We start from the raw sequence: 11,977 nt of genomic DNA, 5'->3' as shown, positions 1-11,977 counted from the left end.
CGATCATGCGTGTGAAACCGATTCTGCACCGTGGCCATGTCGCCTTCGCCCATGACGTGATCATGGCCGCCCTGTCGTTCCTGGCCGCCGTCTATCTGCGTCAGGGCGAATTGGCGATGCCCGGCTGGGACGCCACCATGATGGCGACCGCCACGATGGCCTTCACCCTGACCGCCGCCGCCGCCTTCCTGATGTCGAAGATGTACAAGGGGGTGTGGCGCTATGCCTCGGTCAACGATCTGATGACGCTGACCCGCGGCGCCACCCTGACCATCCTGATCTTCACCGTGCTGATGTTCCTGGTCACCCGCCTGCAGGACCTGCCGCGCTCGGTGCCGGTGATCAATTGGTTCGTGCTGCTGGCCCTGCTGGGCGGCCCGCGCTTTCTGTATCGGTCGTGGAAGGATCGCCGCCGCTCGGCCAAGAACGCCGCTGGCGGCACCCGGGTTCCGGTCCTGCTGGTCGGCGCCGGCGACGAGGCCGAGCTGTTCATCCGCGCCACCATGGCCCCCGACGCCGAGTATCGGGCCATCGGCCTGATCTCGGATGGCGGCGGCCGGGTCGGGCGCAACATCCACGGCATCGACGTGCTGGGCTCGACCGCCGAGCTGGACGCGGTGATGGCCCGGCTGAAAGCCGCCGGCACCCAGCCGCAGCGGCTGATCGTCACCGACCACCGCCTGGATGGCGGCGAGATGCGCCGCCTGCTGGACCAGGCCGACCGCCTGGGCCTGCCGCTGGCCCGCATTCCCCGCCTGACCGACCTGAAGGACGGGCTCGAGGACAAGCTGACCATCCGCCCGATCGCCGTCGAGGACCTGCTGGGCCGGCCGCAGACCGTGCTGGACCGCGAGGGCATGGAGGCCCTGATCAAGGGCAAGCGCGTGCTGGTGACCGGCGCCGGGGGATCCATCGGCTCGGAGCTGGTGCGCCAGATATCCGATTGGGCGCCCGAAAGCCTGGTGCTGTTCGAGGCGTGCGAGTTCAATCTTTACGCTATCGACCTGGAAATGGCCGGCCGCCACCCCGAACTGGCGCGTCACCCGGTGCTGGGCGATGTCCGCGACGCCACCCGGATCGAGGCCGCCATGCGCACCCACCGGCCCGAGCTGGTGTTCCACGCCGCCGCCCTGAAGCACGTTCCGATGGTGGAATGGAATCCCGACGAGGGCCTGCTGACCAACGCCGTCGGCACCCGCAACGTCGCCGATGCCTGCGCCGCCCACGGCGTCCGGCTGATGGTGCAGATCTCGACCGACAAGGCGGTCAACCCGACCAATGTCATGGGGGCGTCCAAGCGCGTCGCCGAGATGTACGCCCAGGCCCTTGACCTGTCGGGCATCAGCACCCGCTATGTCACCGTGCGGTTCGGCAACGTGCTGGGCTCGACCGGCTCGGTGGTGCCGCTGTTCCAGAAGCAGCTGGCCGAGGGCGGGCCGCTGACCGTCACCGACCCCGAGATGACCCGCTATTTCATGACGGTGCGCGAGGCGGTCGAACTGGTCCTGCAGGCCTCGGCCTTCGGCGATGCCCATCCCGATTATCGCGGCAAGATCTTCGTGCTGGATATGGGCGAGCCGGTCCGCATCGTCCACCTGGCCCGCCAGATGATCCGGCTGGCCGGACTGCGCCCCGACATCGACATCAAGATCGCCTTCACCGGCCTGCGCCCCGGCGAGAAATTGTTCGAGGAAATCTTCCACGGCGCCGAGCCGCCGGTCGCCACCGACCGCGAAGGCATCCTGGTGGCCACGCCCCGCTCGGTCGATGTGGCCGAACTGGCCGCCGAACTGCACAGCCTGGAAGGCGAATGCCGCGCCCACGACGCCCCGGCCGCCATCGCCCGCCTGCGCCGGCTGGTGCCCGAATATTCCCCGCGGCCCTGATGTCGCTGGCCCACCTGATCCGCCACGCCCTCACCATGTCGCCCGCCGACGCGGCGGCCAAGACCATCCGTTACGCCACCAGAACAATCGGCCGGCGGCTGGTCGGCAAGATGCTGCGCCGCCAAAGCACCTTCCCGCCGCCCGAGCAGGTCAGGGGCGCGCTGATCCGTCGCTTCCACGCCCCCGACCGCGCCATGCTGGAGGCCAATGCCGATTCCTTGCGGGTGCTGGCCGCCGATGTGCTGGCGCATCGCTTCGACCTGTTGGGATCGGGGCCGGTGGTGGTCGCGCACGGGGCGCGCTTTGCCGGCTTCGGCCGCCATCGCTATGGACCGGGCCGGGCGCTGGGCGCCGACTGGAAGGCGGCCATCGTCGCCCAGGCCACGCCGGGCAACCGGGTGCAGGTGATGATCCTGCTGGATTGCCTGACCAATCCCGATTACCGCCCGATCGACTGGCATGTGGATTTCAAGTCGGGCTATCGCTGGCAGCCCGACACCTTCGGCCCCAGCGTGGCCTATGGCCACAAGCCGGGCGTCGACGTCAAGGTGCCGTGGGAACTGGCCCGGCTGCAACACCTGCCCGGTCTGGCCCTGGCCTACGGACTGGACGGCGACCGGCGCCTGGCCGTCGAGTTCCACGACCAGGTGCTGGACTTCCTGGCCGCCAACCCGCCCGGCTGGGGGGTCAACTGGGCCTGCCCGATGGATGTGGCGATCCGCGCCGTCAACATCATCGTGGCGCTGGACCTGTTCCAGGCCTGCGGCGCCACCTTCGACGAGGACTTTCACTCGTTCGTCGCCACCGCCCTGCTGGCCCATGCCCGCCATGTCGCCGGCCATCTGGAATGGAACGAGGCCCATCGCGGCAACCACTTCCTGGCCGACATCTGCGGCCTGGCCTGGATTGCCGCCACCCTGCCCGCCACCCCCGAGACCGACATCTATCTGGCCCTGGCGATCCGCTGGCTGCAGGTGGAAATCCCCCGTCAGTTCGATGCCCAAGGCGCCAATTTCGAGGCCTCGATCGCCTATCACCGCCTGTCGGCGGAAATGGCCATCCATACGGTGGCGATGATCAACGGCCTGCCCGAAGCGCGCCGCGTCACCTTCTATGATCACCGCCTGTGGCGGCGCCAGCCTGCCTTGCCGCCCGGCCCCCTTGCCTGGCCGCCCTTCGGTCCCGAATGCCTGGCCCGCTTGGCCGGCGCTGCCCGTTTCGCTTTCGATACGACCATGCCGTCGGGCCGCATGGCCCAGATCGGCGACAACGATTCCGGCCGCTTCCTGATCCTGACCCCCGGTCTGGACGGGCTGGACCCGGGCGGGCTGATCGCCGCCGCCCAGGGGCTGGTGCGGGTGGACCTGACCGCCCCGCCACGGGCCGCCCTCGAGACCGAACTGGTCCGCCAGTTGTCCGGCGGCCCGGTCGATGTTGCCATTCCTTCCGCCGTCTGGCCGGACGGGAATGCCGTCTTCACCCCGGCCATCCGGCTCGAGATCGTGCCGCCCGATCCGACGGCGCTGGATGGCCTGACCGCCATCGCCACTCCGGAATTCGGATTGTTCCTGTGGCGAAACGACAGGACATTCATCGCGGTGCGCTGTGGCCCGGTGGGCCAGAACGGCAATGGCGGCCACGCCCATAACGACCAGCTGGCGGTCGAGATCGAGATCGACGGCATCGGCTGGGCCACCGACCCGGGCACCGGCGTCTATACCCCCGACCTATCGATCCGCAATCGCTATCGCTCGGTCCTGGCCCATTTCGCGCCGCGCCTGGGTGAGCGCGAGCCGGCGACTTTGCTGGCCCCGTTCCGCCTGGAGGACCGCGCCCGGGCACAGCCGATCCGCTTCACCGCCGATGAATTCGTCGGAACCCACCACGGCTTCGGCCAACCGGTGACCCGCCGGGTGGCCATCGAGCCCGGCCGTATCGTCATCGAGGACAGCGCCGGCCATCTGGCGCCCGGCCACCACCTCGTGACCTCGCCCGACCAGCTGGCCCGGTTGTGGGGTCTGACGGTGCCGTTCTCGGCCGGCTACGGCTTGCCAAACCCGCCCGCAGGGCTGTAGGACTGAACCCATGGACACGCGATTTTCCTGCACCGCCTGCGGCAAATGCTGCTTCGGCTGGGTGCCGCTCACCATCCCCGAGGCGCTGGCCCATGCTGTCCGCTTCCCGTTGGCGGTGGTGTGGTCGCCGCTTCGCGCCACCCCCGGCCGCGAGCCCGGCGCCGGGGTCGGCCTGCTGATCCCCGTCGGTCCGGGCCGGCTGTTACCGGTGCGGGTGGCGCCGACCGCCTATATCCCGCCCAGCTTCCGCTGCCCCGAACTGCAATCCGACGGACTGTGCGGCATTCACCACACCAAGCCGATCCGCTGCCGCACCATGCCGCTGGTCGGCTGGCGCGAACCCGACAACCAGGCCGACCTGCTGACACCTCGGCCCGGCTGGGAGTGCGACGCAGGCGAGAAGGCGCCGGTGGTGCTTCAAGACGACATGATCGTCGATGACACCGACTGGCGGGCCGAACACGATGCCCTGCTCGCCGACCAGCCCGCCATCCGCGCCTTCGCCGCCAGGGTGATGCAGGCCGAGCCGCGCATGGGCCAGATCCTGGCCCAGACCGCCACCCAGGCCGGCGGCAACGTGGTGATGGGCTTCGGACCATTGCTGCGCCAATTGGCCGGCACCGACGCCGCCCTGGTGGCATCCCGTCAACGCCCGGTCCTGGACGCGTTCGCCGCCCGTACCGCCGCCGATCCCGGCCAGGCCGATTATCACGCCCGCTATACCAGTTGGTCGGCCGACCTGACCCGCCTGTCGAGGACTTAAGCCATGAATGCCAAGATCGGTTTCGTCACCGTGTCCGACCGCGCCTCGACCGGCGTTTATCAGGATCTGGGCGGGCCGGCGATGGTGGATTGGATCACCAAGGCGCTGGTCAGCCCGTGGCAAGCCATCAGCCGCCTGATCCCCGACGACCAGCCGACCATCGAGGCGACCTTGCGCGACCTCGCCGACCGGGAAGGATGCTGCCTGATCCTGACCACCGGCGGCACCGGCCCGGCCAAGCGCGACGTCACCCCCGAGGCGACCCAGGCGGTGTGCGAAAAGATGATGCCGGGCTTCGGCGAGCTGATGCGGATGGAAAGCCTGAAGGTGGTGCCGACCGCCATCTTGTCGCGCCAGACCGCCGGCATTCGCGGCGCCAGCTTGATCGTCAACCTGCCCGGCAAGCCCAGCGCCATCGCCGATTGCCTGGGCGCGGTGATGCAGGCCATCCCCTATTGCATCGACCTGGTCGGCGGCCCGTTCCTGGAAACCGACCCGTCCGTGTGCCAGGCCTTCCGACCCAAGCAGAAATAATTACAACAGCAGCAGCACGCCGGGCGGCGCATTCTTGTCGGAATCGACCCGCGAGCGGCAGGTGAACAGGCGGCCGGGATCGATGCCGGCGCGTTCGACCAGATAGGTCTTGGCGGCCTGGGCGCGCGAATCGGCCAGCGCCAGCAGCCGTTCGGAGTCGGGGGGCGTGGCCGGTTCCTTGCCGACCAGGGTCTGCAGGCGGGCCAGCAGACTGCCGGCGCGGATCAGCGCGCTCCAATCCTCGTGGGTGTCGGCGGTGCCGCACACCGACAATCTCAGCCCCGGACGCTGGCGCAACAGGCCGCCGACCGTTCCCAACTGCTCGAGCGCCGGGCCTTCCAGTTGGTTGGAGCCGGCGGCGAAGCGCAACGGCTCCAGCCCCAGGCGGGGCTTTTCCGCCTCGTCGATCACCAGCCCGATCAGGGCGGCGACCGGAAAGGCCACCTTCAGCGTGGTCAACACCGTCGATTTCAGGGCGCCGGCCACCGCCTGGCCGACGGCGTCGGACACGTCGAAATCGGGATTGGCCAGCTCGCCCTTGACCGGGATGGTCAGGCGGATGCGGCCCTCGGAATCGCGCAAAAGGTCCAGCACCGTCTCGATGGGCATGTCGGCCTGCTTGGCCAGCTTGGCGTTGGGGTCGGGCTGGGCGACGTAAAGCCGGGTCAGGGTCAATTCCAACTGACCGGTCAGGCGACCGTTGTCGGTGCTGGCCTTGATGTCGGCGTCCAACTGGCCGGTATGCAGATGCACCCCCAGCACATCGGCGGCATAGGGCGACAGCACCGGCAAGTCGATGGCCCGCGCGGTGACGGTGACGCGGCCGGCGAAGGAATCGGCGAACGGCCTTATATCACCCGAGGCCGTGATGCGGCCCTCGCCCAGCCGGGCCTTCAGGGTGAACGGGCTGTCGCGGCCGGGCCGCGTGCTGTCGAGGTCCTTGGCGGTCAGGTCCAGCCCGTCCAGGGCCACCCGCACCGGCTCGGAGGGGACGCGGTCCTCGTATTCCAGGCGCGAGCGGCCGTCGATGCGCAGCCGGCCGACGGCGAAGGACGGCATCTCGCCGCCGCCGTCATCGCCCTGGCCCAACCCGACCCAGCCGGTCTTCAGCCGCGTCACCCTGATCAGCGCGCCGGTGAGGTTGGCCGCGGCCATCGTCACCCGACCATCGGGATCGACGCTGAGCCCTTCCAGCCCGACCTGACGGCTTTCGACCCGGCGGGGAAAGGCCTCGGCGCCCCTGCCGGCCAAGGCCGACAGCATGCGAAAGTCGATCCGGCCAATGGTCGCCGGCTGACCGGCGGCCAGTTGGATGCCGCGGGCGTCGATCCGGTCGGCGCTCAGCCATTCCCGGTCCGGCTGAAGGATCGACACCCCGTCGGCCACCATCTCGGCCCGACCGGCCAGCGGCGGCAGGATGCCGAAGGCCTTGGCCGGCATCAGGGTGCCGTCGATGGTCAGACGGCGATTGGCGATGGTCATGTCGCCGGTGACGACCCGCAGATTGTCGATCACGCTTTTGCCCGCCAAGGCCCGGGTGGCCAGCGATGCCGTGCCGGTCCATTCCAGGCGCTCGGCCGAGATGCGACCGCCGTCCCAGGCCAGGGCGGCGCCAGCCACCGCGAAACGACCCTCGGCGGCCAGGCTGTCCGGTTGGCCCTCGACGCTGATGCGCGCGTCAAGCACACCGCTCGGCGGGGTGATGCCGGCGCCTTTGGCCAGCTCGGCCAGGCTGCCCAGATCGAACCGGGCGATGTCGAGGGTCACGGCCAGCGCCGGCCGGTCGGCGAACGGGGTGGCGTGGCCCGACAGGGTCAGCGGCGCGCCGTTGATCCGCCCGGCCAGGCGAAAGCGGGCCGGCTGGTCCGGCGCCCAGCTCTTCAGGTCGGTCAGGTCGAAGCGGTCGATGGCGATGGTCGCCTTGAACGCCCCGTCGAACAGGTGGAAGGTGCTGTTGGTCAGGGCCAGGGCGGCGATGTCGAAGCTCCAGGACTCGCCGCCGGCGCCGCCACTGGCGGCGACCGGCAATCCGTTGACCTCGATGGCCGAGCCGACGCGGCGCGCCTCGACCGTGACCCCCGACAGGTCCAGCCGTTCGACCTCGACCCGCTTCGACAAAAGCGGCCTCCAGCGGAACCGCAAATCCAGCCCGTCGATGCCGAGAGCACGGCCCAGGCTGGGCCCGGCTTCCATGCTTTTGACGACGATGGCGCCGTTGAACAGCGACAAATCGGCATGGGCGATGGCCACCTGGGTCCAGCCCATTTGATGCAGGACGCGGTTCAACGCCCAGCGCAGGCCGGCATCCGGCCCCCAATGGGCCAGCCCGGCCAGGGCCGCCAGCACCAGTGCCGCCGCCCCCCACCAGATTGCCTGCCGACGCCCGGTCACCGGCGGCCTCTAGCCCGCTTCGACCCGGTTGCGCCCCGATTCCTTGGCGCGGTACAGCGCCTGGTCGGCGCGGTTCAGCAAGATATCGACCGCCACGTCCACGGGGCGGCAGGTGGTCAAGCCGATGCTGGCGGTGATGCCCATGGTGTCGCCATCGGCCAGCTTCAGTCGCAACGCCGCGATATTGGCCCGCAGCCGCTCGGCCACCTCAAGCGCGCCGGACAGCCCGGTCTCGGGCAGCATGATGGCGAATTCCTCGCCGCCCATGCGGCCGATGGCGTCGATGTCGCGCAGCGAATCCTTGCACACCGCGACCAAGGCCTTCAGCGCCTCGTCGCCGGTGGCGTGGCCGTGTCGGTCGTTGATCATCTTGAAGAAATCGACATCCAGCATCAGCACCGACATCTCGTGTCCATAGCGCAGGCAACGTTCCATCTCGTTGGTGGTCAGGGACAAGATGTTGCGGCGATTGTGGGCGCCGGTCAGCGGATCGGTGGTGGCCAGGCGGCGCAGCTCGCGCTCCATCACCTTGCGATCCGAGATGTCGGTCATGATGCCGATGGTGCCGACCGGGCGACCTTCCTCGTCGCAAAACGCGGTCTTCAGGAACAGCCCGTCCAGGCGGCCGCCGCCCGGCAGCAGGATCGCCGCCTCGAAGCTGGTCCGTTCGATGGTTCCGGCCATCAGTTCGACGTCCGAGATCGCGTCTTCGTCGGGCAGGACGGCGGCGCCGTCGCCCGGGCCGAACAGGTCGCGGAAGGCGCGGTTGGTGCTTTGGATGTTGCCGCGGGCGTCGCGGAACCACACCGGGCTGGGCAGGGTATCGGTCAACCGTTCGGTGAAGCGTCGGGCGGCATCGGCGATCTGACGCATCTCCTCGGCCTTGGCGCGTTGCTCGGCCAGTTCGCGGGTGCGGCTGACCACTCGCATCTCCAGCGTTTCGTTGGCGCGGCGCAGGGCCATCACCGCGCGGTTGTGGGCGGTGATGTCGCGCGCCTCGACCATCAGCTCCAGGCCGGTGCGCGACGGCAATTTGGCGATCTTGACGATGGCGTCGAAGTTCGAGCCATCCAGACGGTGCAGCCTGAGCGGCACCGAGGCATCCTCGGCGATCGCCGTCTCGATCATCTCGCCCTTCAACAGATCGGCGTAATCGGGATGGAAGATCTCCTCGAGGCGGCGGCCCAGCACCGCCTCGGGCTCGGCCGCGCCCAGCATCTTCAGGCCCGACTGGTTGACATAGCGGATCACCCCGCCCACCACATGGCAGACCAGGTTCATCGAATTGTCGACCAGCAGGTGGAAGCGGGAATCGCTGTCTTGCGCCGAGCCGGCCAGCTTGCCTTCCTTGGTGATGTCGCGGCAGGTCACCACCGTCGCGTCGGCGGCGATCTCGCGGGCGCGGTGCACCTGCAGCTCGACATCGCGGGTCAAGCCGTCAAGGCGCTGGATGCGGGTGGGCACCGGCCGGTCTTCGCTGGCCATGCCGGCCAGGAACAGGTCCAGCACCGGGCCGTATTCGGGGATCAGGAATTCGGCCATGCGCCGCCCGATCAATTCCTCGGTGGTCTTGCCGCCCAGCATGCGGGCGCCCGCCCCGTTGATGGCGGTGATGGCGCCCGCCCGGCACAGGCAGATCAGGTCGCGGCTGACCTCGAGAATCTGCATCATCTCGCCGTCGAAGCGCGGTCCCCGGCGTCGCCGTTCCGTGGCGAGATCGATGATGTTCTGGCCCGGTTCCATGTCCATACCCCTTTCTCGGCCGATCCTTCCATCCCCCTGGAAGGCGGCCCGTCCCCTTATGGCCGACAGGCATCCACCCGGTCGCGCCCCGATTCCTTGGCCCGATACAAGGCCCCGTCGGCGCGGCCAAGAAAGGTGTCGAACAGCAATTCGTCGGCGTCGCGTTCGGCGACACCGAAGCTGGCAGTGACCGTCAGCGCGCCGCCGGTCACGGGAATGATGATCGCCCCAATGGCCCGGCGCAAGCGTTCCGCCACCGCGACGGCCGCGTCCAATCCGGTTTCCGGCAACAACACGGCGAATTCCTCGCCGCCCAGGCGGCCCAGAAGGTCGATTTCGCGCAGGCACCCTTGCACCGCGTCGGCGACCTTGCGCAGCACCTCGTCGCCGATTCCGTGGCCGTGGGTGTCGTTGACCTTCTTGAAATAGTCGATATCCAGCATCACCACCGAAAGCGGGGTCTGATAACGCGCCGCGCGCTCGATCTCGATATGGCCGCTGGCCATGAAACGGCGACGATTGGCCGCACCGGTCAGGGGGTCGGTGACCGCCAGGCGGTGCAGTTCCTTTTCCAGCGCCTTGCGCTCGCTGATGTCGGTGGCGATGCCGATGATGCCGAGCACCGTTTCGTCTTGGGTGAACACCCCCTTGGTGATCAGAAGCGTGCGCTGCTGGTCCCGGGCATCGACCAGTTGGGTCTCGAGCTCGATGCGAGCCTGGTGGCCGCCCAGCAGGGACTGGTCGCCGGCCTCTTCGTGCGCCGGCATGCGCGCCCCCAGCGCCTGGGCGGCGGTCATGCCGTGCCACTGGTCGGGGGCGATGGCGAACAATTCGCGGAAGGCGCGGTTGGTCAGACGGTAGCGCTGCTGGGCATCCTTGAACCACACCGGCTGCGGCATCAATTCGACCAGGGATTCGGCGAAGGCGCGGGCCTCGGCCAGGTCGCGGGTGCGTTCCTCGACCCGGGCTTCCAGGGTGGCGTTCAACTGCTCGATGGTGGAAATCTGCTGCCACGACCGAAGCGCCGCGACCAAGGCGGTGAACAGCTTCTGCGCGGTCAGCTCGGTCTTGGCGCGGTAATCGTTGATGTCGTAGGCCAGCATCACGTCGCGTTCCGGGGCCTCGCCCGGCTGGCCGGTCCTGAGGATGATGCGCTGGCGGCGGTCGCCCAAATCCTCGCGGATCATGCGGGCCAGATCCAGCCCGGCATGGTCGGTTTCCATCACCACGTCCAGCAGCACCACCGGGATGTCGTGGTTGGCCTTCAAGATCTCCTGGGCCTCGCCGGCCGAATGGGCGCTGACGATGGCGAAGGGCCGGCCCTCGAACTGGAAGTCGCGCAGCAGGACCTGGGTCATGCTGTGGACCTGGGGCTCGTCATCGACCACCAGCACCTGCCAGGGATCGGCCCTGTCGGTCTTGGCGCGTGTGCCCTTTTTCAGGGATAGCTTGGTCTTTTCCTCTGCCATCGGCCCCGATCCGTCGTGGAATCCCCCCCGTGGAGCCATCTTCGCAGAGGTCCCTTGGCACGCCAACCGGAAAGAAGAAACGCCCAGATCAGCGCGGAACGCCCGCGCTGGTCGAGTGCTCGAAATGCAGCGCCTCGCCGGGATGGGCGAATTCATAGGCCGAATGGGCGGCCCTGGCCGCCTCGGCGAAGCCGGTCAGGATCAGCTTCAGCTTGCCGGGATAGGCCGAGATGTCGCCGGCGGCGAAGATGCCGGGCGCGCTGGTGGCCATGGTCGCCGGATCGACGGCGATGGTGTTGCGATCCATGGCCAGCCCCCATTCGGCGATCGGACCAAGGTTGGTGGCCAGACCGAAGAACGGCAGCAGGGCGTCGGCCTCCAGGCGGCGGACCTCGCCTTCCAGGGTGGCGACGGTGACCGCCGCCAGCCGGCCGTTATCGCCTTCCAGCCCATGCAGCTGATAAGGCACCACCAGTTCGACCCGGCCGGCATCGGCCAGGTCCTTCAGGCGCGATTCGGATTCGGGGGCGGCGCGGAACTTCGCCCGGCGGTGCACCACCATCACCCGCTCGGCCAGTTCCGCCAGCGAGATGGCCCAATCGACGGCGGAATCGCCGCCCCCGGCGATCACCACCTTCTTCCCCCGGAAATCCTCGCGTCGGGCGACGAAGTAATGAACGCCCAGGCCGGCCCCCTTGCCCTCGAAGGCGGTGATGCCGTCCAAGGGCGGCCGGTTGGGGCCGAAGGCGCCCGAGCCGGCGGCGACGATCACCGCCTTGGCGGTGATCTGGGTGCCGTCCGACAGGGTGCAGCGCCAGGAATCGGCCACGCGGTCCAGCCCGACCATCTGGCGGCCCAGATGGATGGTCGGCTTGAAGGCCGCCGCCTGGGCCTCGAGCCGGGCGATCAGCTCGGCCGCCGGCAGGCTGGCGAAGCCGGGAATGTCGTAGATCGGCTTTTCCGGGTACAGCGCCATGCATTGGCCGCCGACCGCATCCAGCGCATCGACCAGATGGCAGCGCATCTTGACCATGCCGCATTGGAACACCGCGAACAGACCCACCGGGCCGGCTCCCACCACCACCGCGTCGGTTTCGTAGTTCATGCAGGTCGAGC

General features: G+C 68.8%; 8 protein-coding genes. 4 read left to right on the top strand and 4 right to left on the bottom strand.

The annotated features are described in order from the left end of the window. Positions 1–5: 5 nt before the first annotated feature. From MTBLM5_RS10210 to mog, 4 genes are read left to right on the top strand one after another with little or no spacing between them, the layout of a single operon-like run. Positions 6–1,886: a nucleoside-diphosphate sugar epimerase/dehydratase gene (locus MTBLM5_RS10210; RefSeq protein WP_173976017.1), complete on the top strand. Its 1,881-nt coding sequence runs from the start codon at positions 6–8 to the stop codon at positions 1,884–1,886. Continuing rightward, on the top strand, positions 1,886–3,961 hold the full coding sequence (locus MTBLM5_RS10205; protein WP_173976016.1) for a heparinase II/III family protein: 2,076 nt from the start codon (positions 1,886–1,888) through the stop codon (positions 3,959–3,961). Before MTBLM5_RS10210 ends, MTBLM5_RS10205 begins: the two co-directional genes overlap by 1 nt. Positions 3,962–3,971: 10 nt before the next feature. After that, positions 3,972–4,724, top strand: coding sequence for a YkgJ family cysteine cluster protein (locus tag MTBLM5_RS10200; RefSeq protein ID WP_173976015.1), 753 nt, complete (start codon positions 3,972–3,974; stop codon positions 4,722–4,724). Between the two features lie 3 nt (positions 4,725–4,727). Continuing rightward, positions 4,728–5,258, top strand: coding sequence for a molybdopterin adenylyltransferase (mog, locus tag MTBLM5_RS10195; protein ID WP_173976014.1), 531 nt, complete (start codon positions 4,728–4,730; stop codon positions 5,256–5,258). Here the strand turns inward: mog and MTBLM5_RS10190 are convergent, their stop codons facing one another. The 4 genes from MTBLM5_RS10190 to MTBLM5_RS10175 all read right to left on the bottom strand — a co-directional run bounded on the left by MTBLM5_RS10190 (position 5,259) and on the right by MTBLM5_RS10175 (position 11,966). Further along, positions 5,259–7,649, bottom strand: a complete 2,391-nt coding sequence (locus MTBLM5_RS10190; RefSeq protein WP_173976013.1) for a DUF748 domain-containing protein — start codon at positions 7,647–7,649, stop codon at positions 5,259–5,261. A 9-nt stretch (positions 7,650–7,658) separates the two neighbouring features. Further along, on the bottom strand, positions 7,659–9,392 hold the full coding sequence (locus MTBLM5_RS10185) for a diguanylate cyclase (RefSeq protein WP_173976012.1): 1,734 nt from the start codon (positions 9,390–9,392) through the stop codon (positions 7,659–7,661). Between the two features lie 56 nt (positions 9,393–9,448). After that, positions 9,449–10,861: a diguanylate cyclase gene (locus MTBLM5_RS10180; RefSeq protein ID WP_173976011.1), complete on the bottom strand. Its 1,413-nt coding sequence runs from the start codon at positions 10,859–10,861 to the stop codon at positions 9,449–9,451. Between the two features lie 88 nt (positions 10,862–10,949). Beyond that, a complete protein-coding gene (locus MTBLM5_RS10175; RefSeq protein WP_173976010.1) occupies positions 10,950–11,966 on the bottom strand; it encodes an NAD(P)/FAD-dependent oxidoreductase in 1,017 nt (338 codons plus the stop codon). Positions 11,967–11,977: the final 11 nt, after the last annotated feature.

Origin of the sequence: Magnetospirillum sp. LM-5, assembly GCF_902729445.1 — a bacterium.
Classification (GTDB): domain Bacteria; phylum Pseudomonadota; class Alphaproteobacteria; order Rhodospirillales; family Magnetospirillaceae; genus Magnetospirillum.
Note: the sequence above shows the minus strand (reverse complement) of the source record. Positions and strands in the feature narration are given on the sequence as shown.

Excerpts from the sequence above, each read along its gene's own strand:
- MTBLM5_RS10210 (WP_173976017.1), top strand. The coding sequence starts at position 6 with ATGCGTGTGAAACCGATTCTGCACCGTGGCCATGTCGCCTTCGCCCAT.
- MTBLM5_RS10175 (WP_173976010.1), bottom strand. The coding sequence starts at position 11,966 with ATGAACTACGAAACCGACGCGGTGGTGGTGGGAGCCGGCCCGGTGGGT.
- MTBLM5_RS10205 (WP_173976016.1), top strand. The coding sequence starts at position 1,886 with ATGTCGCTGGCCCACCTGATCCGCCACGCCCTCACCATGTCGCCCGCC.
- MTBLM5_RS10200 (WP_173976015.1), top strand. The coding sequence starts at position 3,972 with ATGGACACGCGATTTTCCTGCACCGCCTGCGGCAAATGCTGCTTCGGC.
- MTBLM5_RS10180 (WP_173976011.1), bottom strand. The coding sequence starts at position 10,861 with ATGGCAGAGGAAAAGACCAAGCTATCCCTGAAAAAGGGCACACGCGCC.
- mog (WP_173976014.1), top strand. The coding sequence starts at position 4,728 with ATGAATGCCAAGATCGGTTTCGTCACCGTGTCCGACCGCGCCTCGACC.
- MTBLM5_RS10185 (WP_173976012.1), bottom strand. The coding sequence starts at position 9,392 with ATGGAACCGGGCCAGAACATCATCGATCTCGCCACGGAACGGCGACGC.